General features: G+C 59.3%; 20 protein-coding genes. 15 read left to right on the top strand and 5 right to left on the bottom strand.

Features of this window, described 5'->3' with window-relative positions; translation table 11 throughout:
- Nucleotides 1–12 precede the first annotated feature (12 nt).
- The 6 genes from AC07W5_RS27425 to dsdC all read left to right on the top strand — a co-directional run bounded on the left by AC07W5_RS27425 (nt 13) and on the right by dsdC (nt 6318).
- The gene (locus tag AC07W5_RS27425) at nt 13–876 is read left to right on the top strand and encodes a substrate-binding periplasmic protein (RefSeq protein WP_495012656.1); all 864 of its coding nucleotides are present in this window, start codon (nt 13–15) and stop codon (nt 874–876) included.
- 28 nt (nt 877–904) lie between these two features.
- A complete protein-coding gene (locus tag AC07W5_RS27420; RefSeq protein ID WP_495024673.1) occupies nt 905–1627 on the top strand; it encodes an amino acid ABC transporter permease in 723 nt (240 codons plus the stop codon).
- Between the two features lie 11 nt (nt 1628–1638).
- On the top strand, nt 1639–2391 hold the full coding sequence (locus AC07W5_RS27415) for an amino acid ABC transporter ATP-binding protein (protein ID WP_494991715.1): 753 nt from the start codon (nt 1639–1641) through the stop codon (nt 2389–2391).
- A gap of 186 nt (nt 2392–2577) precedes the next feature.
- Nucleotides 2578–3921: a GntT/GntP/DsdX family permease gene (locus AC07W5_RS27410; protein ID WP_494991229.1), complete on the top strand. Its 1344-nt coding sequence runs from the start codon at nt 2578–2580 to the stop codon at nt 3919–3921.
- Between the two features lie 37 nt (nt 3922–3958).
- Entirely contained in the window at nt 3959–5311 is a 1353-nt protein-coding gene (dsdA, locus tag AC07W5_RS27405) for a D-serine ammonia-lyase (RefSeq protein WP_495024672.1), read from the top strand.
- 77 nt (nt 5312–5388) lie between these two features.
- Nucleotides 5389–6318: a DNA-binding transcriptional regulator DsdC gene (gene dsdC, locus AC07W5_RS27400; protein ID WP_494991227.1), complete on the top strand. Its 930-nt coding sequence runs from the start codon at nt 5389–5391 to the stop codon at nt 6316–6318.
- A gap of 45 nt (nt 6319–6363) precedes the next feature.
- On the opposite strand, the gene AC07W5_RS27395 is transcribed toward dsdC, so the two are convergent.
- The 5 genes from AC07W5_RS27395 to AC07W5_RS27375 all read right to left on the bottom strand — a co-directional run bounded on the left by AC07W5_RS27395 (nt 6364) and on the right by AC07W5_RS27375 (nt 10587).
- A complete protein-coding gene (locus tag AC07W5_RS27395; RefSeq protein ID WP_495024671.1) occupies nt 6364–7263 on the bottom strand; it encodes a polysaccharide deacetylase family protein in 900 nt (299 codons plus the stop codon).
- 249 nt (nt 7264–7512) lie between these two features.
- Nucleotides 7513–8277, bottom strand: coding sequence for an ABC transporter ATP-binding protein (locus AC07W5_RS27390; protein WP_494991225.1), 765 nt, complete (start codon nt 8275–8277; stop codon nt 7513–7515).
- 34 nt (nt 8278–8311) lie between these two features.
- Nucleotides 8312–9022 carry an ABC transporter permease gene (locus AC07W5_RS27385; RefSeq protein ID WP_494991224.1) on the bottom strand — a complete coding sequence of 237 codons (711 nt, stop codon included), beginning with the start codon at nt 9020–9022 and terminating at the stop codon, nt 8312–8314.
- Nucleotides 9019–9747: an ABC transporter permease gene (locus AC07W5_RS27380; RefSeq protein WP_494991223.1), complete on the bottom strand. Its 729-nt coding sequence runs from the start codon at nt 9745–9747 to the stop codon at nt 9019–9021. Before AC07W5_RS27380 ends, AC07W5_RS27385 begins: the two co-directional genes overlap by 4 nt.
- A gap of 57 nt (nt 9748–9804) precedes the next feature.
- Nucleotides 9805–10587, bottom strand: coding sequence for a transporter substrate-binding domain-containing protein (locus AC07W5_RS27375; protein ID WP_495012651.1), 783 nt, complete (start codon nt 10585–10587; stop codon nt 9805–9807).
- Nucleotides 10588–12131: 1544 nt separating this feature from the next.
- Between AC07W5_RS27375 and bcsQ the strand changes: the two genes are divergently transcribed.
- Genes bcsQ through AC07W5_RS27330 form a run of 9 tightly spaced genes read left to right on the top strand, consistent with a single transcriptional unit; the run spans nt 12132 to nt 26832 of the window.
- Nucleotides 12132–13298, top strand: coding sequence for a cellulose biosynthesis protein BcsQ (bcsQ, locus tag AC07W5_RS27370; RefSeq protein ID WP_495024670.1), 1167 nt, complete (start codon nt 12132–12134; stop codon nt 13296–13298).
- On the top strand, nt 13295–15514 hold the full coding sequence (bcsA, locus tag AC07W5_RS27365; RefSeq protein WP_495024669.1) for a UDP-forming cellulose synthase catalytic subunit: 2220 nt from the start codon (nt 13295–13297) through the stop codon (nt 15512–15514). Before bcsQ ends, bcsA begins: the two co-directional genes overlap by 4 nt.
- Nucleotides 15515–15522: 8 nt before the next feature.
- Nucleotides 15523–17820 (top strand): cellulose biosynthesis cyclic di-GMP-binding regulatory protein BcsB, encoded by a 2298-nt coding sequence (gene bcsB / locus AC07W5_RS27360; RefSeq protein ID WP_494991219.1) that lies wholly within the window; start codon nt 15523–15525, stop codon nt 17818–17820.
- 7 nt (nt 17821–17827) lie between these two features.
- Nucleotides 17828–19057 (top strand): cellulose synthase complex periplasmic endoglucanase BcsZ, encoded by a 1230-nt coding sequence (gene bcsZ / locus AC07W5_RS27355; protein WP_495024668.1) that lies wholly within the window; start codon nt 17828–17830, stop codon nt 19055–19057.
- Nucleotides 19033–22896, top strand: coding sequence for a cellulose synthase subunit BcsC-related outer membrane protein (locus tag AC07W5_RS27350; protein ID WP_495024667.1), 3864 nt, complete (start codon nt 19033–19035; stop codon nt 22894–22896). Before bcsZ ends, AC07W5_RS27350 begins: the two co-directional genes overlap by 25 nt.
- Nucleotides 22897–22913: 17 nt before the next feature.
- Complete coding sequence (locus tag AC07W5_RS27345; protein ID WP_495024666.1) at nt 22914–23582, top strand: SGNH/GDSL hydrolase family protein; 669 nt, start codon at nt 22914–22916, stop codon at nt 23580–23582.
- Entirely contained in the window at nt 23579–24253 is a 675-nt protein-coding gene (locus tag AC07W5_RS27340; protein WP_495024665.1) for an alginate O-acetyltransferase AlgF, read from the top strand. The genes AC07W5_RS27345 and AC07W5_RS27340 overlap by 4 nt, the downstream gene beginning before the upstream one ends.
- 18 nt (nt 24254–24271) lie before the next feature.
- Complete coding sequence (locus AC07W5_RS27335; protein ID WP_495024664.1) at nt 24272–25681, top strand: MBOAT family O-acyltransferase; 1410 nt, start codon at nt 24272–24274, stop codon at nt 25679–25681.
- Nucleotides 25681–26832 (top strand): alginate O-acetyltransferase AlgX-related protein, encoded by a 1152-nt coding sequence (locus AC07W5_RS27330; RefSeq protein WP_495024663.1) that lies wholly within the window; start codon nt 25681–25683, stop codon nt 26830–26832. The genes AC07W5_RS27335 and AC07W5_RS27330 overlap by 1 nt, the downstream gene beginning before the upstream one ends.
- Nucleotides 26833–26879 lie beyond the last annotated feature (47 nt).

The raw sequence follows: 26879 nt of genomic DNA, 5'->3' as shown, positions 1-26879 counted from the left end.
GGAGACACACCCATGCAACGTTCACTACTCAAAATCAGCGCTCTTGCATTGCTCCTCGGCACTGCCGGCCTGGCTCAGGCCGGTAGCAGTTGCCTGGCGGACGTCAAAGCCTCAGGCGTGCTGCGATCCGGTAACGGCCTGATGGGCACGAAACCTTTTATTTGGCAAAACGAAGATGGCAGCTACGGCGGCTTCGAAGCCGAGCTGTTCAAGGAGATCGGTAAACGTATCGGCGTCCCCAAGACCGAGTATGTCGTTACCGAATGGTCGACCCTGATTCCCGGCATGAAATCCAGGCGCTGGGACATTATTCTCTCCGCCATGTCGGCGACCCAGGAACGGGTAAAGAACGCCGGGATCCTCTTCAGCAATCCTTACTTCCTGAGCTACAACTACGTCATCGTGAAGACCGACTCACCGATCAAAACGATGGACGACCTCAAAGGCAAGAAGCTCGCCAGCGTGATGGGGACCGACGATTCGCTCAACGCACACCGGCTGGCTGACGCCGGCGTGGTGGGCGAAGTCATGGACTTCAACGGTTTCGGCGAGCCCTTCCAGGCCCTGCAGAACAATCAGGCCGATGCCGTCCTGCTCGATCAGGGCACCCTGATTGGCCAGAAGGAAACCATGAAGAACCTGCGCGTCGTCGGCGAGCCAATCCTTTATCAACCGAAACCGGAATGGGCTGCTGCCGAAGCCAAGGCGCCGTACATCTACGGTACGCAAGCGATCGCCGTGCGTGACGAATGTGGGGATTTACGCGAAGCCATCAACGGCGCACTCGACTCGATGATCGCCGATGGTACTCACCAGACCATCCTCGAAAAATACGGCGTATGGGACTCCATGCAAACCAGGCTGATCAAGCACTGACCCTTAAGCAAACAGAGGGATACCCGCCATGTACGACTTCTTGTTTGTCCTCATCCCCCAGTACTTCCCATTCCTGCTCAAGGGCGCGGTAGTGACACTGGAACTGTCAGTGTTGAGCATGACCCTGGGCATACTGATCGGCATTGCCGTCGCTCTCGGTCGACTGGCACGCCGGCCTTGGCTGGACTGGCCACTACGCAGCTATGTGGAACTCTGGCGAGGCGTGCCGCTGGTCGTACAGTTGCTGGTGATCTACTTCACCCTGCCGCAAATCGGTCTGACACTTTCCGGCTTCTGGGCCGGGGTGCTGGGCCTTAGCCTCAACCTCGGCGCCTACCTGTCCGAGGTCTTTCGTGCCGCCATCCTCTCGCTGGACAAGGGCCAGCGGGAGGCGGGTCTATCGATTGGCATGTCGCGCACCAGGATTTATCTGCGAGTGATCCTGCCTCAGGCACTGAAAATTGCGATCCCGACAGTGGGCGGCTATTTCATCTCACTGCTCAAGGACTCCTCGCTGGTTTCCTTCATTGCCGTCAATGAGCTACTGCGTCACGGCAGCATCGTTATCGCCAATACCTTCCTCAGCATGCAGGTCTATCTGATGGTAGCGATCATCTATTTCGTCCTGAGCTTCATTGCTGCACGCGGGGTGCACTGGATCGAGCAACGCCTGACACCGGCCCACCTGCGCGCAGGCACCCGTACCGATACGAGTCCAATATCCTCCAGGCTGACAGAGGCCAAATCATGAATGCCGATCCCATCCTGCAGATCAGCGGCCTGCATAAGGCCTACGGAAACACCAAAATCCTGCGCGGCGTTGACCTCACCGTAAAGCGTGGCGAAGTCATCTTTCTTATCGGCCCTAGCGGCGGCGGCAAGTCGACGCTGCTGCGCTGCATCAACTTTCTTGAAACGCCCTGCGCCGGTGAGATCACCTTTACCGGGGAGCGGCTGTGCCATCAGGACAACCAGACCTACCAACAGGTGGACGAATCCCGATTGCGCATGGCGCGCAGCAAAATGCCAATGGTGTTCCAGCAGTTCAACCTGTTCAGCAATCGTACTGTTCTGGAGAACGTCATCGAAGGACCGGTGCATGTGCTACGCCGCCCCAAACACGAGGCAATCGCCGAAGCCCGGGCCATTCTCGACAAGGTCGGCCTGTCGGCACGCCTCGACTACTACCCTGACCAACTCTCCGGCGGGCAGCGTCAGCGAGTCGCTATCGCGCGAGCCCTGGCCATGAAACCGGAACTGATCCTGTTCGACGAGCCTACCTCGGCCCTTGACCCGGAGCTGGTGTCCGGGGTGCTCGACACCATCCGCCAACTCGCCCAGGAAGGCATGACGATGATCATCGTCACCCATGAAATGAACTTTGCACGCAAACTGGCCGACCGCATCTGCTTTGTCGCTGACGGTGGCATTCTTGAATCCGGTTGCCCGGAGCAGCTACTCGCCTCTCCCAACAACAGCCGCATCGCCAGTTTTATCCAGTCGATGCAGCACTGACCAGCGCCTCCTCATGTCAGGCTCTTCACTGAATCCGGCATGGGGAACCCCCTCCCCCATAGGTGACATCAGATCACCCGTTCGTTGAAAAAGCATCCTTTGTAAACCCCTTCAGCGCTGGCGCTTAATCCGCCGCACCGTGAGGTATGCGGGTTAACGCGCTCAATAAAATAATAAGGGGTTGTCATGCAAGAAAATGCGGGCCTATTACTGATACTACTGGCAGCGATCGTGATGATCATTGTGCTGGTGGTCAAATTCAGAGTTCATTCCTTCCTGGCCTTGATGCTGGCCAGTTTTGTCGTCGGCGCCGGGGCCGGTATGCCCTTGCCGAGCATTGCCGAATCCTTTGAAAAAGGCATGGGCGGCACTCTGGGCTTTCTCGCAGCGATCATCGGCCTGGGCAGTATTCTCGGCAAAATGCTCGAAGAGTCAGGTGGCGCCGAGCGCATCGCTCAGGCATTGCTCAATGCCCTGGGCGAACAGCGCGCCGCATGGGCGATGATGCTGGTTGGCTTCGTCGTAGGCATCCCGGTGTTCTTCGAGGTGGGGTTTGTCTTGCTGATCCCGCTGATTTACGTCGTCGCCAAGGAAACCCGCCTCAATATCCTGTATGTCGGAATACCGCTGGCCATTTCGCTGATGACCGTGCACTGCATGCTGCCGCCCCATCCTGCCGCCATGGCGATTACCAAGATGCTCGGCGCCGATGTCGGCACCGTCATCCTCTACGGTTTGATCGTCGGCTTGCCGACCGCCATCATCGCCGGCCCTGTCTGGGTCAACCTGGTCTGCTCGCGCACTGCGCCCGCTAGCCAACAGGCTTTCCTGGATGAGCGCTGCGTCCTGAGTCCGCACCGAGAGCTGCCAGGCCTGGGACTGACCCTGTTTACCATCCTGTTGCCGCTGCTGTTGATGGTCGGCAAGACGTTGGCTGTCATGAGCCTGCCTCAAGGCACCAGCCTGTACAGCCTGATGACCTTCCTCGGCAACCCCCTGACCGCCCTGGCGATCGCAGTGATCTTTGCCTACTGGGCGCTGGGACTGCGCCGTGGCTTGCAGATGGCGCAACTGCAGGTCTTGACCCAGAGCTGCTTCACCCCGCTGGCGAACATTTTGCTGATCATCGGCGCCGGTGGCGCGTTCAATGGCGTGCTGATTGACAGCGGCGTCGGCAAAGTCCTCGCCAGCACCCTGGGGCACTGGGACATCAATCCGATCCTCCTGGCCTGGCTCGTCGCCGGCCTGATGCACCTGGCCGTGGGCTCGGCAACCGTGGCAATGGTCAGTGCTGCTGGCATGATTCTGCCAATCCTGGACGCCATGCCAGGGCAAAACCGCGAACTCATGGTGATCGCCATCGGTGCCGGCGCTATCGGCTGGACCACCGTGACTGACTCGGCTTTCTGGGTGGTCAAGGAATACCTGGGCGTCTCCCTGAGTGATGCGCTGAAAAAATTTACCGCCGGTACCGTGCTCGCCTCAGTCATCGCCTTGGGGATGACACTACTGTTGTCGCATTGGGTGTGAGCCCGTCCGTCTGCAATTAAAAGTCTGGAGTAACAAGATGACCCTGGATAAATCCATCGAATCATGGTGCGAAAGCCATCCCTTGATCACCGAACTGGTGAACCTGAAGGAAACCACCTGGTTCAACCCTGCCCTCGCCCCTGCCGCACAGGCGTTGAGCGACGTGGCCTTGACCGCCGCCGATATCGCTGATGCCAGCGCCCGGCTTGAGCGTTTTGCACCATTTATCATGTCGGTTTTTCCTCAGACCAGCGCCAGTCACGGCATCATCGAGTCCGAGATTTTGCCCCTGACTAAATTGCAGGCGGCTTTGGCTAGCCAATACCCGCAGGCATCGCAGGGCGCCTTGTGGCTCAAGGCCGACAACCTGCTGCCGATTTCCGGCTCGATCAAGGCCCGCGGCGGGATTTACGAAGTACTCAAGCATGCCGAAGACCTGGCTCTCGCCTCGGGCCTGATTCAACCCGGCGACAGCTACGCGAAACTGGACAGCGAAGAAGCCCGCAAATTTTTCGCTCAGTACAGTATTGCCGTCGGCTCCACCGGCAATCTTGGGCTGTCCATCGGCATCATGAGTGCCCGTCTGGGCTTTCAGGCCACCGTGCACATGTCCGCCGACGCGCGGCAATGGAAGAAAGACAAGTTGCGCTCTTGCGGGGTCACCGTGATGGAGTACGAGTCCGATTACAGCGTGGCCGTCGAGCAAGGCCGTAAACAATCGGAGTCCGATCCGCACTGCCATTTTGTCGACGATGAAAACTCGGTCAACCTGTTCCTCGGCTATGCCGTGGCCGCTGAGCGCTTGCAGCGACAGCTGACGGCGGCGGGCATCACCGTTGATCAAGAACATCCCCTGTTCGTTTACCTGCCGTGCGGCGTAGGCGGTGGCCCTGGCGGCGTTGCCTTTGGCCTCAAGCACATTTATGGCGACGCAGTGCATTGCATCTTCGCCGAGCCGACTCACTCGCCTTGCATGCTGCTGGGGGTCTATACCGGTCTGCATGATGCGGTCTCTGTCTATGACTTCGGCATCGACAACAGCACCGCGGCCGATGGCTTGGCGGTGGGTCGACCGTCCGGTTTCGTCGGTCGTTCGATGCAACGCTTGCTCGACGGTTACTACACGATCAGCGATGAGGAAATGTACCGCCTGCTGGCCCTGATGGAATCGACCGAAGGCATTAAACTGGAACCCTCCGCGCTGGCAGGCGTTCCTGGCCTGATCAGGGTTGTACAGGAGCAACAGGGTTATCGAGAGCGCCTGAACCTGACCGAGTCGCGCCTGGCCAACGCCACCCATCTGGTGTGGGGCACTGGAGGCAGCATGGTGCCCGACGAAGAAATGGACGCCTACCTGACTAAAGGACGGGTGCTTCTGGCACTGCAATAAACCTTGATCGTCGGTCCGTGCCCGTGCTCAATGCAGGGGCACGGATCCATCGATTTTCGCCAGCGGAGTACCTATTGATGCTGAACCTTCCCCCCCGACCTGGGGCCCAAATCAATAGCACGCAGTTTGCCAACCTGCATACTTTTCTGGTGGCGGCTCGACACCTGAGCTTCTCCCTGGCCGCACAAGAGCTGTGCCTGACGCCGAGTGCCGTGAGCCATCGCATTGGCAAACTCGAACGCGCCCTGTCACTGCGCCTGTTCGAGCGCCTGACACGGCAAGTCCGGCTGACCGTCGAAGGCGAACGCGTGTTCATGATTCTGCAAGGCGTCATGGACGAGTTGACGGAGGCGCTGCAACCATCTCCTGACTCGGAAATATCCGGCTCAGTCGCGCTCTACTCCCGCCCCTCGGCCGCTCAATGCTGGCTGGTGCCACGCCTGGCCGATTTTCACGAACGCTACCCTCAAATCTCATTGGATATCCGCGTCGGAAACGACAACATCGACTTCCGCACCCAAAATATCGACCTGGCCCTGCTGTATGCCAACGGTGAATTCCCTGGCCTGGTCAGCCATAAACTGATGAGCGAAACCATCGCCCCCGTTTGCACTCCTCAATACGCTCATCGACATGGTTTGCTGGAGAACCCCGAAAACCTGCGCACCTGCACCCTTCTGCACGACGCTCTGGCCTGGGAAAACGCCGTTTACGATGCAGAGTGGCAGCTGTGGGCCGGGCATCAAGGCATGCAAGCGTGGCTACCGAAAAAAAGCCTGACCTTTGATCGTTCCGACTTATGCGTTACCGCGGCAATCAATAATGTCGGTATAGCAATCGGTCGCCAGCGCCTGGTGCAACGACGAATAGATCAAGGTGAATTGATCCTGCCCTTTGGCGGTTTTACCCAGCCCGGGCGTTACGACTATTTCCTGGTCCACCCTCAGCGCACCCCCATGCCAAAGCGCGTCCAGGTATTGATTGACTGGCTGCACGAATGTACGTAACCACCGACGAAAAAATTTCGCCGGCGCCATACCTGCTTATCAGTCTTATTCCGAATTGCTTTTCCAAAACCAGTTCCAGAACCCTGGCAAACGGACAGGTTCGGAACTATCGCTGACCGTGCGGGCCATGACGGCACGCTGCAACGCCGATCGGTCATCGTAAAAAGGCTTGGCTGCGGTTGCCACGCCCGTCTCGCGCGCGCTGTCGAGCAGGATCTGCAGGTATTCCTGCATATGCCGGGACGTGTAGCGATTGAGGTCGTGAAAGGTCACCACCACCGGAATGGCGCCATCGACCGTCGGCAACTCTCCAGCGGCGATCCGCTCGCGCACCTCGGACATTTGCCTGAGCAGGTTGGAGCGTCTGCGCAGACTGAAATTGTAGCCCCAGATTTTGCCGTCATTGGCGCTCAGATCGGTCAGCAAAACATGCATGCCATGGCGCTGATACGCGGCGAAGGTACGTTTATCGTAATTCCAGAATGGCGGGCGCACGAAAATCGGAGCCGCGCCTGTGATTGCAGCAATGTCCGCGCTGCCATCGGTGAGCGACTGCTCCAGTTTTTCCGGGTTCAGCGAGCGATGATTGGTGTGCCCCGGCGTGGCAGTGTGGAAGCCCAGCACATGACCTTCGTCATGTTCACGGTGCATGATTTCCCGGCCCCGTTCGCTGCCACCCGCCCCTGTCGCACGAGTCTGCACAAAAAAGACCGCCTTGATACCCGATTGCACCGGATTATGGGCAAGATCGTCGAGAACGGAGACCGTCGGATTGTAAAACCCGGACGCGCTTGGACCGTCGTCGAAGGTCAGCAGAAAACGGATCGGGGGTTGCGATTGCAAACGCTGCGCAGTCTGCGGCGTCATTTCGATCGGCTGGCTGATACAACCGAAGAGGCCTACTGCGATAGCGAACGCTGATAAAACGGTGACGATCCGCTTCATGTTTTTTGCCTTAATCCAGATCGTTCGAACTTCCCACGCCGCTCTCTGAAGTCAGCGATCAGGGGCTGAGCGCTTCGACAGGCGAGCGACCTTTGAGTTCAGTCGTTCATGAGGCTAACAGAATGTGCGGCAAAGTAGACGGCGGGCGCTTCAATTGGTGCCTGGAACACTGGCTCGACCGAACCAGGCAGACAATACACCTTTGAGCAACTGGCCAGTCGCTCAAAGGTGTTGCACGGAGGATGGCGCTTACTTCAGGTTGCCACTGAGGAACTGCCGCAGCCGGTCGCTCTGGGGGTTGCCGAGTACGTCCTCGGGTGCACCCTGCTCTTCGACCCGTCCCTGATGCAGAAACAGCACCTGGTTTGACACCTTGCGAGCGAAGCTCATTTCGTGGGTGACCATGATCATGGTCCGACCTTCTTCGGCCAGGCCCTGGATCACCTTGAGCACTTCGCCCACCAGTTCCGGGTCGAGGGCCGAGGTTGGCTCGTCGAACAGCATGACTTCCGGCTCCATGGCCAGGGCCCGAGCGATGGCCACGCGCTGTTGCTGACCGCCGGAGAGGAACGCCGGATATTGTTCAGCGACGCGGGACGGCAGACCGACCTTGTCGAGATAGCGTCGGGCCCGATCCTCTGCCTCCTTCTTGCCGACACCCAGCACCCGACGCGGGGCCGTGGTGATGTTTTCCAGCACGGTCATGTGGCTCCACAGGTTGAAGTGCTGAAACACCATCGCCAGACGGGTGCGAATTCGTTGCAGTTCAGCGTCGTCGGCCACGCGCATGCCGTGTCGATCGTTGACCATGCGAATCGACTGGCCGTCCAGACTCATGGCGCCGCCATTGGGTGTTTCGAGAAAGTTGATGCAGCGCAGAAAGGTGCTCTTGCCCGAACCGCTGGCACCGATCAGGCTGATCACATCACCGGTTTTGGCTTTCAGCGAGACACCCTTGAGTACTTCATGGCTGCCGTAACTTTTATGCAGGTCTTCAATGGTCAGTTTGTACATGTGCGCAAGCATCCTCAAAGGGGAAGTAGAAGTCCTAGTGAGCCGGGCCCAGAAAGGCCAGCCATCGGCGTTCGGCGAGGCGGAACAAACCGACCAGCGCAAAGGTGACGCTCAGGTAGATCAGCGCGGTAATGCCGAACGATTGAAAGGTCAAAAAGGTCGCCGAGTTGGCGTCCCGCGCAATTTTCAAAATATCCGGGACGGTCGCGGTAAAGGCCACGGTAGTCGAGTGCAGCATCAGGATCACTTCGTTACTGTAGTAGGGCAACGAGCGGCGCAGGGCCGAGGGCATAATCACGTAGGCGTAGAGTTTCCAGCCGCTCAGGCCATAGGCCTTCGCGGCTTCGACTTCACCGTGGGCCATGCTGCGAATCGCCCCGGCAAAAATCTCCGTGGTGTAGGCACAGGTGTTCAGGGCAAAGGCCAGGATGGTGCAGTTCATCGCATCGCGAAAGAACGCATCGAGCACCGGTTGCGCGCGGACGGCAGCCAGGCTGTAGATCCCGGTGTAGCAGATCAGCAGCTGGATATAGAGCGGCGTACCACGGAACAGGTAGGTGTAGAACTGCACCGGCCAGCGCACGTAGAACTTGTTGGAGACCCGGGCGATGGACAGCGGAACCGACACCAGGAAACCGATGAAGATCGAGGCGCTGAGCAGCCACAGCGTCATCGCCAGGCCGGTGATGTGGTAGCCGTCGCTATAAAGGAAGGGCTTCCAGTAATCCTGCAAGAGCTCAATCATCGTACAGCCTCCCGGGAACCTGACGCGTAATGCCGTTCGAGGCGGCGCAGGACGACGTTCGAAGCGCTGGTGATCACCAGGTAAATCAGCGCTGCCAACACCAGAAAAAAGAACAGTTGATAGGTGCTTTTGCCGGCATCCTGAGCGGCCTTGACCAGGTCGGCGAGGCCGATGATCGACACCAGCGCGGTGGCCTTGAGGATCACCATCCAGTTATTGCCGATACCCGGCAGGGCGAAGCGCATCATCTGTGGGAACACCACGAAGCGAAAACGCTGAATACGGCTCAAACCATAGGCGGTTGCGGCCTCCATCTGCCCGCGCGGCACGGCGAGGATCGCGCCGCGAAAGGTCTCGGTGAAATACGCACCGTAGATGAAGCCCAGGGTAATGATCCCCGCGCCAAACGGATCGATCTCGATGTATTCCCAGCCCAACGCTACGGTGAAACTGGTCAGCCAGGTTTGCAGGCTGTAGAAAATCAGCAGCATCAGCACCAGGTCCGGCACCCCGCGGATCAGTGTGGTATAGAGCTGGGCCGGAACCCGCAGCAGCTTGATGCTGGACAACTTGGCACTGGCGCCGATCAGGCCGAGCAGCACGCTCAACAACAGCGACAGTATCGATAGCTTGACGGTCATCCAGGAGCCTTCCAGCAACAAAGGGCCGAACCCCTTCAGGCTGAACGCGGAAAGCCCGAGGGTCTGTAACAGTGCTTCGAACATAATTCAGGGACCTATAGCGATAAAAAAACGCCCATCCACAGGACGGGCGCCGGCTCGTTACTTGCCGCTGTAGAGATTCAGATCACCGAAGTGCTTCTTCTGGAGCGCGTCATAGGTGCCGTTGTCGTGCACCGCTTTGATACCTTTATCCAGAAGGGCCTTGAGCTCTGTGTTGCCTTTGGCGATCCCCACCGCCGTTTTGGCAGGCAGCAGCTCGCTGTCGACTGGCGCGCTGACCTCGAAATCGGCACCTTGTGGCGACTTCAGGAAGCCCAGCCGGGCTTGCAGCATGTCCTGGATCGAGGCGTCGAGACGGCCGGAGACCAGGTCGGCGTAGACCTGATCCTGGTTGGCATAGGCTTGGGTTTCCACCCCGGCCTTGTCCAGTACGGCTTTGGCATAGGCCTCCTGAATGGAGCCTTGCTCGTAGCCAACCTTTTTACCCTTGAGCGAGGCAATCTCAGTGCTCAGGCCGGAACCTTTTTTGAATACCAGCGAAGTCGGACCGGCGAACAGCTCATTGGAGAAGTCGATGACTTTTTCGCGGGCCGGGGTCACGGTCATCGACGAGATCACACCGTCGAATTTGTTGGCTTTCAGGCCCGGGATCGTGCCGTCGAAATCACTTTCGACCCATTTGCACTTGACCTTCAGTTCGGCGCAGATCGCGTTACCCAAGTCGATATCGAACCCTGTCAGGCTACCGTCAGCCGCTTTGGACTCGAACGGCGCATAGGAAGGGTCAACACCAAAACGCAGCTCTTTATACTCCTTGGCCAGCGCGGAGCCGGCAGCCATGCATAAAGTCAGTGCAGAAAGGGTTAGCAATGCTTTTTTCATATTCAATTCCTAAAACCAATATGAGCGCTTGTGGCGCATGAGTACTGTTACTGGAACGCGTGCGACGCTATGAACGTAGAAATTTCCGAACCAACATTCCGGACAAGTGTTTTAAAAACCGCCTGTGCGTCAAGACGCCCTATTAACTCTTACGCACACACACATACTTGTATGTACAAGCTTATGCAATCAAGCGGCCAACTCGCAGAGTGGACGCTAAAAAAGATCTGAAAAGCAGCCAGGAACCGTCTGGAACGGGCCTTACGAGACGACAAATAAATTATCGAAGATTTTTCAGAAGCGCTCGCAACTGTTACCGCAGCCACGTTTTTGCGCCGTTCAGGTACGTCCGGTAACAATTTGAGATGGGATCGTGCGTGCGAAAACACCCCTTGGTCGAGTCTCTCCCTGTCGCTCTCGTCTGCTGGCACAAAGCGTTTGACGCCACGGATTGAGACTGGAGGAGCGTCGTTACTTTCGTGCAGGGCCGCTTATCACGAAGTGTATGAATCTCTGCTTTGAGCCCGGGCGGCGTGAAAGACCGCCGGGTGCCCTATTGAAGTCCAGACGGGCGCAGCTCATCGAAGGTTCGGCACAGAGTTTTCGTTCAGATGGAGCGCATAGACGGTGAAATACTAATACGGACCCGCCGATTAACTTCTCGCCAAAAGACCGCAACACCTCCATAAAAAAACACTTTAGTCAACTATTCACCCCCATCATGCGGTTAAATCTCGTCGATACGACTCCCGCAGAAAGTTTTTCATGATGAGCGCGTTAATTATTTTACACGCTTGAATCTACTCAAGCCTATAAAGCCCCTTGCTTCGATCTCAGGCCTGAGTCTGGAACTTAATAAGAATCACTGTCTGATAACGGACAATAGAGAACGTCAAATCGTTCATTTTATCTGCTACTAAAAAACACCCACTGCAAAAATAACGACCGCGAGAGAAGTTGCGCTTCAATGACGACCAACAGTCTCCCGGAACCTTCGGAAATTATCACCAAAAAAGTCTTGAGGCCACAATACATCGCAGTTACGTGGGGACTGACGTCGAGCCGCCCAGGCCTGACGGTGAGCGTCCTTGCAGCTTTACGTCGCCTGACGCGCAGCCTTGGGACGCCCGTACCGTATCTGAAAAGGCATATTTTGAATGCCGTCACTCTTTCTGCCAACACGCAGGTCAACCTCTTTAAAATATAGCCGAGAAACAATTCCTCGAAGACGTCCGAAACTGACTGCTCTTTCGCTTCTGAAAGTTACTTACCCTGATAAAGGCACCCGCCTTCCAATAGCGCATTACACTTTCTCCAAACTACATTATATAACCTCCCTGATATTCGCAGCTCTGCGAATCACGCAACACCCTGATAGCGTTCAGGCGAATAAAAAACACAACCCGACCATTTATAACAATCGTTGACAGCACGACGCCATCACCACAAACTAGTCCGACTCTGTCGATACAAAGACAACGCAACAAACCCGTCTAGTTAACGGAACCCTGAGTTTCCGAGTTACTTCATTCCTGGTACAACGCATGAAATATGTAGACGACATTGCAAAACTGTTTACAAGTTTTGGCGCCAGTGCAGGAAGCTACCAGGAAATACAACCAAACTATCAACACTTCAAAGATGACCCGGTTACACCGACGGTGTCGGCGACTGAAGAAGAGTTGACCGTGACATTGCCCCCCCTCAAACCAACGGCCACGGTGTTTACGCCTGACGAGCCAGAGCCCGCCCAGCTGATTGGCGCGCCGGTCGAGCCTTTGAAGAACGTCGTCATCTCGCCAACGTGCGCCCCTTCACTGACTGCATCATCTGCAGGTTCTGCAACGGGTGACCGTCAGCTATTGAGCGAGCTGTTGCGCGAACTCCACCAGGTTCGTAGAGACGGTCTGCCAGAAGCGGCTCGCACGCGGACCAAGGCAAAGGTCATCGCTGTCGTTTCAGCGAACGGCGGAGTGGGTAAAAGCACCGTCGCAGCAGGCCTTGCGAAAACACTCCGGCGCCCTGGCGGGCGAACCATTGCGATCGATCTGGACCCTCAGAACGCCCTGTCCAGCCACTTGGGCATCACCAGACAGGTTCTCGGGCTGATCCAGCTCAGACAGCAGGCCGCAGACTGGAGCGCTCATTGCCTGCAGGGCTATGGCGACAGTGAGTCCCTGCCCTTCGGCACGGGCGAGGTGAACGATCGCCGATCGCTCAAGCAGCTGATGCTTGAAGATCCTGACTGGTTGAATCAGCGCCTTGCGGCGATGAACCTCGGCGAAAACGATACCGTGATCCTGGATACCCTTTCGGGCGCGACCGTCTATTCGCAACAGGCACTCGATGCCGCCGATCTGGTGCTGGTGGTGACGGTGGCCGATGCGGCTTCCTATCTGGCACTGGACACGATGACGCATTGGCTGGAAACCAGCCGGCGACGTGGGCAACGGCACAGGTATGTGCTCAACCAACAGGATGACTCTCGCGCCTTCAGCAGGGACATGGGCGTGCTGTTTCAGCGGCGGCTGGGTACTGAGCTGATCGGGACGATTCATCACGATCACCAGCTCAACGAATCGCTGGCCTATGGTCGAGACCCACTGCAGTACTCACCCGGCAGCATCGCCTGCAAAGACATTTTTGCGCTATCGCGCTCGGTCCATGCCCTGCTTCTCCAGGATTCCTCCGGCGAGCGGATTGCACCATGACCGTCCAGCTGAATCAGGCACCCGCGAGGACGTGGCGGCTAGAGGAACTACTGGATAGTTTCCAGGCTCGTGTCAGCCGATGGCCCCTTCGCTGTCGCCAGGGCCTGAAGATCTCGATCGGGTTGATAGCTGCGGTGTTGGCACTGGGCATCCTCACTGCGCCTCTGGATCTGTATTCCCAGGGAGCGTTTGCCGCCGTCTGTTTTGCCGCCAGCCTGATCATCCGCAGGCAAGCCGGCCGTCTGGCGATCCTGACCCTGATAACACTCTCGCTGATCGCTTCATTGCGCTACATGTACTGGCGCCTGTCCGACACCCTGAGCTTTGAGAACTGGCAGGATGCCGTATTTGGCTACGGGCTGGTGCTGGCCGAGCTTTATGCCCTGCTCGTGCTGATATTCGGCTACGTACAAACGGCTTGGCCGCTGCACCGCAAACCGCAGATTTTGCAGCAGGCACCCGCTCAATGGCCAACGGTAGATGTCTTCATTCCCACCTATAACGAAGCGTTGAGCATCGTAAAACTGGTGGTGCTCGCCGCCCAGGCCATCGACTGGCCCGAGGGAAAACTGCGTGTGCATGTGCTCGACGACGGACGTCGGGAGGAGTTCAGGCTTTTCTGCCAGGACATTGGTGTCAACTACATTACCCGCGACAACAATCGGCATGCCAAGGCCGGCAACCTCAACGAGGCGCTCAAAGTCACTGACGCAGAGTTCATCGCCATCTTCGATGCCGACCACGTCCCTACCCGCTCCTTCCTGCAGATCACCATGGGCTGGTTTCTCAAGGACACGAATCTGGCGTTGCTGCAAACACCGCACTTTTTCTATTCACCCGATCCCTTCGAAAAGAACCTCGATACCTTTCGCTCAGTACCCAATGAAGGTGAGCTGTTCTACGGCCTGGTGCAGGATGGCAACGACCTCTGGAACGCAACGTTCTTCTGTGGCTCCTGCGCGGTCATGCGGCGCACACACTTGCTGGAAGTCGGCGGTATCGCGACCGAAACCGTGACGGAGGATGCGCATACCGCGCTCAAGCTCAACCGCCGTGGTTTCAATACCGCATACCTGGCCATTCCACAGGCAGCGGGACTGGCCACGGAAAGCCTTTCCCGGCACATCAGCCAACGCATACGATGGGCGCGCGGCATGGCGCAGATTTTTCGCACCGACAATCCGCTGTTCGGCAAAGGGCTGAACCTGGGGCAGCGTATCTGCTACCTCAACGCCATGATGCACTTTTTCTACAGCCTGCCTCGCCTGGTGTTCCTGACCGCACCATTGGCCTACCTGGTTTTCGGTGCAGAGATTTTCCACGCCTCGGCGTTGATGGTCACGGTCTATGTACTGCCGCATATTGTCCATTCCAGCCTGACCAACTCCAGCATCCAGGGCCGCTTCCGCCATTCATTCTGGAACGAAGTGTATGAGTCGGTTTTGGCCTGGTACATCATGCGGCCGGTACTGTTGGCCCTGATCAGCCCTTCGCTGGGCAAGTTCAACGTGACCGACAAGGGCGGCATCATCGAAAAGGAGTATTTCGACTGGAAGCTCGCGCGGCCTTATATCGTCCTGCTGACCTTGAACATGATCGGTCTGGTATGCGGTGTGGTGAAACTGATCGGGGGTGATTCGGCCCAGGTCACTACCCTGGCGATCAACCTGACCTGGACCCTGTACAACATCATCATTGTCAGCACCGCCGTAGCAGTGGCCAGTGAGGCCTCTCAAGCGCGCGCAGAGCCAAGGGTGCCAGCCGATCTACCCGTGCGCATCTATCGCGAAGACGGCACGTCGTTCGATTGCAAAACCCAGAATTTCTCGCAGAACGGCGTAGGTCTGACACTGCCACCCGAGGTTCAGCTCACTGCCGATGAAAAGCTGCGGTTCTGTATTTTGCGCAGCCCTCCCTCAAGCATCTTTCCTGCAACGGCGGTATTCAGCAACGACAGCGTGGCGGGCATGCAATTCGGTGCCTTGACCCTGCGCCAGCAAAGCGAACTGGTGCGTTTGACGTTTTCACGGGCCGACACGTGGGCCAACACCTGGGGTAACGGCCGTCTCGACGCCCCCTTGGCGGCATTGCGCGAGGTCAGCAGCATTGGCTTGCGCGCGATCCTCAACCTGTTCGTCGCAACCGTAAAAGACGGCCATGCCCTGCTGCGTAAACGTTCGAACGCTCCATCACCTATCGACTCCACCGCGGATTAGCAACGATCTTGAAGCATTCCTTTCGCCGGACCTTTCTCCCTCGCCGCTCTCTCATGCTGATCGCCTGCTCGCTACTGGGTTGGAGCGACCTGGCCTTGAGTGCTACCGCACAAACCAGCGCCACAGTCCCGGCGGTGATGCCGGTCGCACCGTTGAGCGATGCTGCGGGCAACCGCTATACCCGCACCCTCAAGGAGCTGGGCAAAAGCTACTCGATGAACCTCAAGGGAGCCGAGGCGACGGACAGTGTGAACTTCAATGTGCGCGCCGATGAAGTCGTGACATCGGCGCAAGTCACGCTGCAGTACAGCTATTCACCGGCGTTGCTGGCCGACCTTTCGCAAATCAACGTGCTGGTCAACGACCAGGTGGCCGCCAGCCTGCCCTTACCCAAGGAAGAGGCCGGTCAGTTGCAGACCCGGACCGTTCAGATCCCGCCACAGATGATCACCGAATTCAACCGGCTCAGCCTGCAGTTCATTGGCCACTACACAATGCAATGTGAAGACCCTTTGCACTCAAGCCTTTGGGCCAGAATCGGCAACGAGAGCCAGTTGAGCCTGCAGGTGTCTTCGATTCAACAGCCCAACGATCTGTCCGCTCTGCCGCAGCCCTTGTTCGATCGTCGGGATGCCTTGCCCTTGAGGCTGCCCTTCGTGTTTGTCTCGCGCCCTGACGGTCCGGAGCTGGAAGCCGCGGGCATCCTGTCTTCCTGGTTTGGCGCACTGGCCAGCTACCGCGGCGCGACCTTTCCCGCCAGCCTCACGAACCTGCCAGCCAAAGGCAACGCCGTGGTTTTTGTCAGCGGTAGCGAAGCCGCACGCCTGGATGGCTTGAAAATCAAGGAAGCCACAGGGCCGACATTGACGATGATGAGCAACCCGAACGATGCTCAGGGCAAGCTGTTGATCGTTTCCGGGCGCGATGGCGCCGATCTCAAAATCGCCGCGACAGCCCTGGCCCTCGGCAGTTCAGCCTTTTCAGGGCAGAGCGTAGTGATCGAGCGGATCGACTCACTCAAGCCACGCCAGCCGTATGACGCGCCAAACTGGCTGCCCTCCGATCGCCCGGTTCGTCTGGGTGAACTGGCGAAGCCCGCTGAGCTCAATGTGTCGGGTTATAACCCGGGACAAATGGCGGTTACGCTGCGCTTGCCGCCGGACCTGTTCAACTGGCGCGAACCAGGCGCGAAACTTGACCTGAAATACCGCTATACGCCCCAACCGATCGCCACCAATTCCTCGTTGCTGATCAGCTTCAACGACAGTCTGATCAAGTCAATCGAATTGCCTTCGATCGAGAAACTCGGCAGCAGCGACAGCCTGCTGGCGATGCTCAAAACCGACGACAGCCTGGCCCGTACGTCGCGAATGCTGTTGCCGCTCAATTCAGTGGCACTGCAATCACGCCTGCAATTTCGTTTTATGTACGAGTACACCAAACAGGGCGAATGCCGCGACATCATTATCGACAACATGCGCGGTGTGATCGATCCGGACTCGACTCTGGACCTGAGCGACTACGACCATTTTATGGCCATGCCCAACCTTGGAGTGTTCAAGGACAGTGGCTTCCCGTTCACCCGCATGGCCGACCTTTCTGAAACCTCGGTGATCCTGTCCGATAACCCGGGCCCCGCCGATCTGAGCGCCTACCTGACCCTGCTGGGCCGTTTCGGCGACTCCACCGGCTATCCGGCGACCGGCGTGAGAGTGGTTCACGCCGACCAGCTCGCCGATCAACGCGACCGGGATTTGCTGGTACTTGCCTCGGGCAACAATCAGCCATTGCTGGACCAGTGGCAAAGCTTTCTGCCGGCCAGGGACGAAGGGGCTACGCAATACTTTGAACTGTCCGACCTGCCCCTGCGAGTGCGTAACTGGATCAGCCCGGATGCGAAAACCAATCTACGCGAAGCACGCAACAGCCTCAGGTTTTCCGCTGAGGATGGCAGTGCTTATCTGACCGGATTTGAATCGCCGCTCAAGAGCGGGCGCAGTGTGGTGTTCATCGCCAGTGCAAGGCCCAACGGCCTGGCCGATGTGACCGCCGCCCTGCAAAGCACCGAAGAAAACGCCCACGAGCTGCAAGGCAGCCTGGTGGTGGTCAGGGGCAAACACGTCGAATCGCTGGTCGCCGAACAGGATTACTACGTCGGAAAACTGGGAGCATGGCGCTACCTGCAATGGTACCTCTCGCAAAACGTACTGGCGTTGGTGCTGATCACCCTCACGGGGGTCTTGCTGCTTGCCTCGATCGTTTACCTGACCCTGCGCCAAAGGGCCAAACGTCGCCTTGGTCATTGAGCCGCGCATGCCGCCATCGACCATGAGCCCCCGGAATGCTTGCCTGCGCAGCACTGTGCGCAGGTTGAGCGCCACGCTTGCGCTCGCTCTGCTGGCTCCGGCGATGGCGGCGGGAAAATCCTGCGAGCAACCGGCCTGGCCACTGTGGCAAACCTATGCAACGCGCTTCGTCCAGGCCGACGGCCGGGTTCTGGAGTCCAGCCTGGAGAAGAATCACAGCACCTCTGAAGGTCAGTCCTACGGCATGCTCTTCGCACTGATCGGCAACGATCAGCAACGTTTCGACAAACTATGGCGCTGGACCACCGCCAACCTCGCCGGTGCAACCATCGCCACGCGACTGCCAGGCTGGTTATGGGGGCAAGGCACGGACGGTCAATGGCTCCTGCAGGACGCCAACTCGGCCGCCGACGCTGATCTGTGGTTCGCCTACGCCCTGCTTGAAGCAGCACGTCTGTGGCACCGGCCGGACTATCGCGAAGACGCCCTGCAGCTGATGGCGACGATCGAGGCGCAATTGGTCGTCAGGTTGCCCGGGTTGGGCCCGATGGTATTGCCTGGGCCGGTGGGCTTCGTCCAGCCGGACCAGCTCTGGCGTCTGAATCCCAGCTACCTGCCCCTGCCCTTGTTGCGGCGGCTGGCCAAGGAAGCACCTTCCGGTCCCTGGCTAGCCATAGCCGACAACACCGCCAAGATGATTCGTCAATCAAGCCCGCGCGGTTTCGTTGCGGACTGGGTCGGCTATCAAGGGGACTCAGCGCAATCGGGCGTATTCGTGAGCGACCCGTTCAAGGGCGAAACGGGCAGCTATGACGCTATTCGCGTGTACCTCTGGCTGGGCATGAGCGACGCGACCGAACCACTGGCAGGGCCCCTGCTCAATCGGCTGGACGGTATGGCCCGCAGTACAGTCGCGACGGGGGTCCCACCGGAAACAGTCCAGGTTCTCCAGGGCAACGTTCAGGGTCAGGGCCCTTTCGGATTCTCCGCGGCACTGATTCCGTACTTTCAGGCCAAGGGCCAACCCCGGCTGGCCAATCAGCAACGGCGCCGTGTGGAACAGACCTTGCGAGAAGCGCTGGCCAAACCTGATGTCACTGACGGCCCCCCGCTTTACTACAACTTCATGCTCAGCCTGTTCGCGCTCGGCTGGGCAGACAAACACTATCGATTCCGGGAAGACGGAACGCTGAAACTCTCCTGGGAGACCGCATGTACGCGCACCACCGCACGCTAGCCATCGTCGCCATGAGCGCGTGGACGGCCGCTGTTGCCCACGCTCAAAGCCCGACGCCACAGACATTGCTTGTCGAGCAAGGGCATTACTGGCAGTTGCATGACAACCCTCAACGCGCGGCGGAAGTCTGGTTGAAAGTCCTGCTTCTGGACCCTGTCCAGGTGGACGCACTGTATGGCCTGGGCCTGATCGGTGTGCAACTGAACACGCCACAGCAGGCGCAGCAATACCTCGCCCGTCTGGAGGCGATCCAGCCGACACCTCGCCTGGCACTGCAATTGGCACAGGATATAGCCCTGGCACAACCGCAGAACCAGCAGCGTCTGGAAGAGGCTCGCCGCCTCGTCGATGCCGGCGAACGCGACAAAGCGACCGCCGTGTTTCGCCAACTGTTCGATGGCCGTCCACCTCAAGGCAAGATCGGCCGCGAGTACTACAACAACCTTGCGTTCAATCAGGCCGACTGGTCTGAAGCGCGAAGCGGATTTCAGCGCCTGCAACGCGAAATGCCTAACGACTCGATCGTCGCGCTGTTTTACGCCAAGCATCTGGTACGCCATGAAGACAGCCGTGCCGAGGGCATCCGCGCCCTGGCCGGGCTGACCCAGCGTACCGACATCGCCGGTGATGCAGACGAAAGCTGGCGCCTGGCGCTGACCTGGATCGGCCCGCCCAATGCCACGCAACTGCCTTTGTTCGAGGCCTACCTCAAGACTCATCCGGATGACCAGGAAATCCGCTCGCAGATGAACAAGGGCAAGCAACGGCTGAGCGCGACAGACAACAAGGGCTGGCAACCGCCCGCTGAAGTGGCGCGCGGCCTCAAGGCACTCAAAGAAGGTGACCAGGCCACGGCCGAACAGGCTTTTCAGGCGCGCTTGAACACCCGGCCCGATGATGCTGACGCGTTGGGTGGCCTTGGGGTTATCCGCCAGCAGCAACACCGACTGGACGAAGCGGAAAAACTCTTGAGTCAGGCCGCACGACAACGTGACGGCAGCCAGTGGCAGGCAGCTCTGCAAGAAGTCCGCTACTGGTTTGCGTTGCAGCAGGCTCGGGACGCCCAGGCCAAAGGCCAGACAGCCCAGGCACAGGCCTTGGTCAGCCAGGCCCTGCGCCTGACCCCGAACGGGGCGGACGCCCGCCTTGCCCTGGCCGATATCCAGGCCCGGGAGGGTCAGCTCGATGATGCACAACGCAACTATCGTCTGGTACTGAGCCAGCGCCGTGACGATCCTCAGGCGCTGGAAGGGTTGGTCAATGTTCTGCTCAAGAGCGGCAAGGGCGATGAAGCCCTGCAACTGATCCAGACCTTGCCAGCAGTCCAACAGGCGAAGCTCGGCCAGTCGGGACGCCTGCAAGCCTTGCGCTCGACGCAACTGGCCGCTCTCGCCGAACAACGCAACGACCTGCCGGCCGCGCGCAACGCCTTGCAGGATGCGCTGCGGTACGAGCCGGACAACATCTGGACACGCTTCGCCCTGGCACGCTTGAACCTGGCGATGGGAGAGCCGCAAAAGGCTCGGGAGCTGATCAACTCCATGCTCCAGGCCCACCCCGACAATGCCGATGCGCTTTACGTCAGCGCCTTGCTGTCGGTCCAGATGGGTGAATGGAAAGCCGCTCAGACGACCCTGGGACGCTTACGTCCCGACCAGCGCACCCCGGATATGGAAGCGCTGGCCGCTGATGTCAGCCTCAACCTGCAACTAAGCCAGGCAATCGAGATGGGCAAGCGCGGGCAGCGCCAGGAGGCCCTGACATTGCTCGACCGCATTCAGCCGATGGCCAGCAACAGCCCGGAGCGCACGACGAGCCTGGCTTCAGCCTATGTCGAGGTCGGTGACCCGAGCAGCGCACTGACCCTCATGCGCAGCCAGATGCAAACAGCCACGGCCCCCACGGCAGACTTTATCCTGCAATACGCTACGGTCCTGTTGAGAGCTGGAGAAGACTCACAGGTCAACACGATTCTGCGCGACCTGCAGAACCGGCCCCTGAACGCGTCGACTCGCAAGCGTTTCGACGACCTGCTTTATCTCTATCGCATCCGTCAGGCTGACCAGTTGCGTGAACGAGGCGATCTGGCCAGCGCCTATGACACGCTGGCGCCCGCGCTGGCGCAACGCCCCGGTGACAGCGCTGCGGTCTCTGCCCTGGCGCGGATGTACTCGGCCAACGGCGACACGGCAAAAGCCTTCGAGCTCTACAAGCCGCTGTTGCAGCGCCAGCCAAACGACCCGCAACTGCTGCTGGGGGCTGCCAACGCGGCCCTGCTCGCACATGACACTGCATTTGCAGAACAGGCGCTGCAACAGCTGCTCAAGACCGAATCCGGTAACCCTCAAACGCTGACTGAGGCCGCCCGCCTCTACCAGAACATGGGCAAGACCGGCATGGCCGCTGATCTGCTGCGCAAAGCGGTGGCCATCGAACAGAGCGAGAAACGCCGGGATCGAGGCACCCAACTGGCAGCTTCGACGGTTGCGTCCAACCCTTTTGCAGGGGGGCCGGGCCAACTCAGGGAGGTCAGCCGCACGACCTCACGGGCAGTGATTCCGCCGCCGGCTCAGGAGATGCCAGTCCTCATTGCGTCCCGCGACAACACCGGCATCGGGGCCGCCCCAGGCGCGCAGCAGGCGAGCAATCCATTCGAGTCACGGCTGCCACGCGAAGCCCTGGCGAGCGAGGACATCAGCCCCGCGCAACGGGCGCTCAATCAGATCCTCCAGGAGCGCAGCGCCTATGTCACTCAAGGCCTGAGCATTCGCAGCAACAACAGTGAGTCGGGACTGAGCAAACTGACGGATGTTGAAACACCGCTCGAAATCAATATTCCGCTGGATGAAAGCCGCCTCGCCCTGCGCGTGACGCCGGTATCGCTGAACGCGGGCAGCGCCAGCAGCGAGTCGCTGCAGCGTTTCGGCAACGGTGCGCAGAGTGACGGCGCCGGCTCGCAAAAAGCCCAGGGTGTCGGCCTCGCCGTCGCCATTCAAAGGCCCGCTGAAGGGCTCAAAGCCGATATTGGCACCACCCCTCTGGGCTTCAAATACAGCACCGCTACAGGTGGCATCAGCGTCGACCGCCCCCTGAGCGACACCTCCAATGTCCGTTACGGCGTAAGCGTTTCCCGGCGTCCGGTGACCGACAGCGTTACCTCGTTTGCCGGTACCACCGACAAACGCAGTGGCCAGTCCTGGGGCGGCGTGAGTGCCAACGGTGGGCGTGGCCAGTTGAGCTATGACGACAACGAAGTCGGCGCCTATGGCTACGCCTCCTGGCACCAGCTAATGGGCAACCATGTCGAATCCAACAGCCGCAGTGAACTGGGCAGCGGTGTCTACTGGTACCTGCAAAATGCAACGGACAGCAAGCTGACTGCCGGCCTGAGCATGACTGGCATGAGCTACGCCAACAACCAGGACTATTTCACTTTTGGCCACGGCGGTTATTTCAGCCCGCAGACTTTTTTCGCCCTGGGCGTGCCGGTGACCTGGGCGCAACGCAGCGGACGCTTGACGTATCAAGTCAAGACGTCAGTCGGCGTGCAGCATTTCGAGCAGGACAGTGCCGACTATTTCCCTACCGACAAAGCCCTGCAGGCGGCCTCGGGCTTGCGCTACGCAGCGCAAAACAAAACCGGGATCGGTTACAGCCTCGCCGCGGCGGCGCAATACAAGGTCGCTTCGAACTTCCTGCTGGGCGCCAATCTGGGTCTGGACAACGCCCACGACTATCAACAAATCAGCGGCGCCTTGTCTGTGCGCTACCAGTTCGAGGACATCAGCGGCCCCATGAACCTGCCGGTCAGCCCGTACACCTCACCTTATTCCAACTGATCATTCTGGAGCTTTCGATGCCCACTTCTGCACTTGCCGGCCTGACTCTACTTGTTCTGGGGGAGAGTCACATGAGCCTCGCGGACCATTTGCTCGAGCCGCTGCACGACAACCTGACCCGTCAAGGGGCCCAGGTTCATTCCATCGGTGCCTGCGGTGCCAGCGCCGGCGACTGGCTGATCAGCAAAAAGGTCGACTGCGGTGCCGAGCGCAAAGGCAACGACAAGATAGTGATCAAGGGGCGCGAGGCAACCACCACACCGATCCAGGACCTGATTGCCGCCGACAAGCCCGACCTGGTGGTACTGGTCATCGGCGACACCATGGCGTCCTATGACAAACCGGTATTTCCCAAGGCCTGGGCGTGGCAAAGCGTCACCAGCCTGGCCAAGGCCATCAGCGCCACCGGAACGCGTTGCGCCTGGGTTGGCCCGGCGTGGGGCAAGGCCGGTGGCATGTACCAGAAAAACGATGCCCGCACTCAGCTGATGTCCCAGTTTCTGGCCGCGAACGTGGCGCCTTGCACCTACATCGACTCGCTGACGCTCTCCAAACCCGGGCAGTGGGTTACCACCGATGGGCAGCACTTCACCGTCGCCGGTTATCAATCATGGGGCGCTGCCATCGGCGGTGCTTTGGCCAAACTGCCTGCCGCCAGTGTCAGCAACAAGGGAGCAGTAAAATGACCCGCCCGACATTTGGCTGGGCCCTGTTCGCGCCCCTGTTGCTGAGCCTGCATGCCCAGGCCGCAGACATTGCCTTATACCCGACGGGCCCGGCCCAGGACTCGGCCTTCCTGCGCTTTATCAATGCCGTCGACCGACCGTTGCAACTGCTGGCCGAGAACTCTGAGGCACGTCTCAGGCTCGAGGGCCCGCACGCCGTATCCGACTACATGCCGGTGCCTGCCGACCATCCAATCAAGGGCACCCTCGAACGCGACGGCAAAAACCAGCCGCTGGACATCCGGATCGCGGCGGGTGAATTCGCCACCGTGATCGCCTTGCCAGACAGCACTCAAGGTATCAGCCAGGTAGTCATCCGTGAGCAGCCCGACGATTTCAATAGCCTGAGAGCTTCACTGGCGTTTATCAACGCGGATCCAGGTTGCACCCAAGCCGGTTTGCGCCCCGCAGGTTCGAAAGCCGAACTGTTCAAGGAGGTGGCTAATGGCAGCGTGCAACGCCGCGCCATCAACCCTGTCAGCCTGTCGGTTCAATTGGTCTGTGCCCATGCCGACGTCGGTGCTCCGCTGAGCCTGGGCCAGCTCAAGGCCGGCGAGCGCTACAGCATTGTGCTGCTGCCGGGCGCAAATGGCCCGTACCTGCTGTCCGCGACTGACGCGCTGGCTCACTAACCGGATCGCGCCACCACCATGGTCTTTGCCTCCCTCGAGTTTCTGACGCTGTTCCTGCCGCTGTTCCTGTGCGCCTATGCGCTGAGTCCGCCAGCCTGGCGCAACGTCACGCTACTGCTTGGCAGTTGGCTGTTCTATGGCTGGTTGAGCCCAGTGTTCCTCGCACTGCATGTAATGCTGACGATCACGGCGTGGGCCGGTGGGTTGCTGATCGACGCGACCCGGGAGGATGGCAAGGGCCGCGTGCGGATACTCGTGACACTGATCGTGCTCAACACCGTGGTGCTCTGCTGGTACAAATACGCCAACATCGTCGCCGGTACATTGAACGAGACCCTCACCTGGTACGGCGCCATGCCTCTGGACTGGCAACGGGTCATCATGCCGGCGGGGCTGTCGTTTATCGTATTGCAGGCGATTTCCTACCTGGTGGATGTGTATCGCCACACCGTGCCGGTCGAACGCAGCTTCCTCAACTACGCCACCTATATCTCGATGTTCGGCCATTCGGTCGCGGGCCCCATCATTCGCTACGACTGGGTTCAACGCGAGCTGCAACGCCGTTACTTCAAGGTGCAGAATTTCTCGCTGGGTGCACGCCGGTTCATGGTCGGGATGTGCATGAAGGTGCTGGTGGCCGACACCCTGTCGCCAGTGGTCGATGTGGCGTTCGGTTTGCAGAACCCCAGCTTCTCCGACGCCTGGGTTGGCTGCCTTGCCTACTCCCTGCAACTGTTCTTCGACTTCGCCGGCTACAGCGCCATGGCCATTGGTCTGGGACTGATGCTGGGCTTTCACTTTCCCGAGAATTTCAATCGTCCCTACCTGGCCAACAGCATCCAGGACTTCTGGCGGCGCTGGCACCTGTCGCTGTCCAGCTGGCTGCGTGACTATCTGTATATTCCGCTGGGCGGCAATCGCAACGGTCCCTGGAAAACCTACCGCAACCTGCTCCTGATCATGGCCATCGCCGGCCTCTGGCACGGTGGCGATAGCTGGAACTATCTGCTCTGGGGCTGCGCGCATGGCATTGCGTTGTGTGTTGATCGTGCCTGGAACAGTTCTGCCCTGCCCCCTGTACCGCCGGTGCTTTCCCATGGGCTGACACTGTTGTTCGTATGCCTGGCCTGGACACTGTTCCGCGCCCCCGATTTCCACAGCGCGCTGCGCCTGTATGCCGGGCAGTTCGGCCTGCAGGGCATTGCTCTGGCAGACGAACTGCGCGCGACACTGCGCCCGGTACACGGCCTTGCGGCCTTGCTGGGTGTGTTCGGTGTCCTCGCACCGCTGCTGGGCCCTTATTGTGAGAAACGACTGGGCGGTATTGCGCTCTGCGTCAGCGCCCTTTGGCCCATCGCCGGTTTCGTACTGTCGTTCGCACTGATCGCCAGTCGCGAAACCGTGCCCTTCCTGTACTTTCAATTCTGATGACGCCCCCAGAGCACACCCCCGCCCCCACTCAGCCAGATGATCTGGCTTCACGCGCCAGCCCGCTGGCAGGCCTGGCCCTGCTGGTATTCCTGTTTGCAGGATTGCTGTCCGCAGGCCGGTTGATTGGTTCAGGAAAAATCGAGCTGATACCTGCGAAATTATTGAGCGAACAGATTCTTGACGGCGATATCACCCAGCGGTTCGCCAAGGAGCTGTCGAAGGCTTCCGTCCCCACAACGTTCGCCGAGCTGGAGCGCGGTGCCAGTTGGGTATTCCTCGGCGACACTGGGCCCAGGGTTCGTCCGGGCTGCCGTGACTGGCTGTTTCTGGCCGATGAACTCAAGGTCAATCATCAAGCGCAGCGCAATGCCGATGGAAAAGCCCAGGCGGTGATTGATCTGAAACAGCAGTTCGCCCGAGGCGGGATCAGCCTGCTGGTGGTCATCGTTCCAGACAAGAGCCGCATCGCCGCTGCGCAACGTTGCTCCCTGCACCGCCCGGCCGCGCTGGAAGGACGTATCCAGGCCTGGACCTCGAAGCTGAATGGGGCTGGCGTGTCGAATCTGGACCTGACCGACGCGCTGACGCCACTGGGGGCCAATGCCTATTTGCGCACCGACACGCACTGGAGCGAGTCTGGCGCGAAGGCTGCGGCCGATGCCATCGCGCAGCACCTCAAGACCCTGGGCATCACCGCAATGCCCCACCGGTCGTTCAACGTCAGTCACACCCAGAGCGCAGTGCGACCCGGCGATCTGGTCCATCTGGCAGGCATCGACTGGCTGCCGTTGAAATGGCAACCCGAACCCGAAATTGTCGCCCAAACCAGCATCAGCGAACTTCCCGCTGCGCCAGTCGACAGTCCTGACAATGCGCTGGACCTCTTTGGTGATGCCAACCTGCCTGACACCACGCTCATCGGGACCTCTTTTTCACGCAACTCCAACTTCGCGGGGTTCCTGCAGCTGGCACTGGGCGCCTCCGTGGGTAACTTTGCCAAAGATGGTGGAGCGTTCTCCGGCGCCGCAAACAGTTACCTCAACAACCCCGCATTCAAAGAAACGCCACCCAGGTTGATCATCTGGGAGATCCCGGAGCGGGACCTGCAATCGGCTTACACCGACCGCATTACGTATCGCCCACTGTGACAGACCATAGCGCAGACAATTGGACCCCAAACCTCAACCTCGTGAGC

This window comes from Pseudomonas sp. GW821-FHT01E05 (assembly GCF_059422425.1).
The sequence above is the reverse complement of the archived record's forward strand: the minus strand, read 5'-3'. Positions and strand labels throughout refer to the sequence as shown.

What these genes read in the sequence shown, in the direction of transcription:
- AC07W5_RS27350 (WP_495024667.1), top strand. Translation starts at nt 19,033, where the DNA reads ATGTACGCGCACCACCGCACGCTAGCCATCGTCGCCATGAGCGCGTGG.
- AC07W5_RS27340 (WP_495024665.1), top strand. Translation starts at nt 23,579, where the DNA reads ATGACCCGCCCGACATTTGGCTGGGCCCTGTTCGCGCCCCTGTTGCTG.
- AC07W5_RS27395 (WP_495024671.1), bottom strand. Translation starts at nt 7,263, where the DNA reads ATGAAGCGGATCGTCACCGTTTTATCAGCGTTCGCTATCGCAGTAGGC.
- AC07W5_RS27380 (WP_494991223.1), bottom strand. Translation starts at nt 9,747, where the DNA reads ATGTTCGAAGCACTGTTACAGACCCTCGGGCTTTCCGCGTTCAGCCTG.
- AC07W5_RS27345 (WP_495024666.1), top strand. Translation starts at nt 22,914, where the DNA reads ATGCCCACTTCTGCACTTGCCGGCCTGACTCTACTTGTTCTGGGGGAG.
- bcsA (WP_495024669.1), top strand. Translation starts at nt 13,295, where the DNA reads ATGACCGTCCAGCTGAATCAGGCACCCGCGAGGACGTGGCGGCTAGAG.
- AC07W5_RS27390 (WP_494991225.1), bottom strand. Translation starts at nt 8,277, where the DNA reads ATGTACAAACTGACCATTGAAGACCTGCATAAAAGTTACGGCAGCCAT.
- AC07W5_RS27375 (WP_495012651.1), bottom strand. Translation starts at nt 10,587, where the DNA reads ATGAAAAAAGCATTGCTAACCCTTTCTGCACTGACTTTATGCATGGCT.
- AC07W5_RS27425 (WP_495012656.1), top strand. Translation starts at nt 13, where the DNA reads ATGCAACGTTCACTACTCAAAATCAGCGCTCTTGCATTGCTCCTCGGC.
- dsdA (WP_495024672.1), top strand. Translation starts at nt 3,959, where the DNA reads ATGACCCTGGATAAATCCATCGAATCATGGTGCGAAAGCCATCCCTTG.
- bcsZ (WP_495024668.1), top strand. Translation starts at nt 17,828, where the DNA reads ATGCCGCCATCGACCATGAGCCCCCGGAATGCTTGCCTGCGCAGCACT.
- AC07W5_RS27385 (WP_494991224.1), bottom strand. Translation starts at nt 9,022, where the DNA reads ATGATTGAGCTCTTGCAGGATTACTGGAAGCCCTTCCTTTATAGCGAC.
- AC07W5_RS27420 (WP_495024673.1), top strand. Translation starts at nt 905, where the DNA reads ATGTACGACTTCTTGTTTGTCCTCATCCCCCAGTACTTCCCATTCCTG.
- bcsQ (WP_495024670.1), top strand. Translation starts at nt 12,132, where the DNA reads ATGAAATATGTAGACGACATTGCAAAACTGTTTACAAGTTTTGGCGCC.
- AC07W5_RS27335 (WP_495024664.1), top strand. Translation starts at nt 24,272, where the DNA reads ATGGTCTTTGCCTCCCTCGAGTTTCTGACGCTGTTCCTGCCGCTGTTC.
- AC07W5_RS27410 (WP_494991229.1), top strand. Translation starts at nt 2,578, where the DNA reads ATGCAAGAAAATGCGGGCCTATTACTGATACTACTGGCAGCGATCGTG.
- dsdC (WP_494991227.1), top strand. Translation starts at nt 5,389, where the DNA reads ATGCTGAACCTTCCCCCCCGACCTGGGGCCCAAATCAATAGCACGCAG.
- AC07W5_RS27330 (WP_495024663.1), top strand. Translation starts at nt 25,681, where the DNA reads ATGACGCCCCCAGAGCACACCCCCGCCCCCACTCAGCCAGATGATCTG.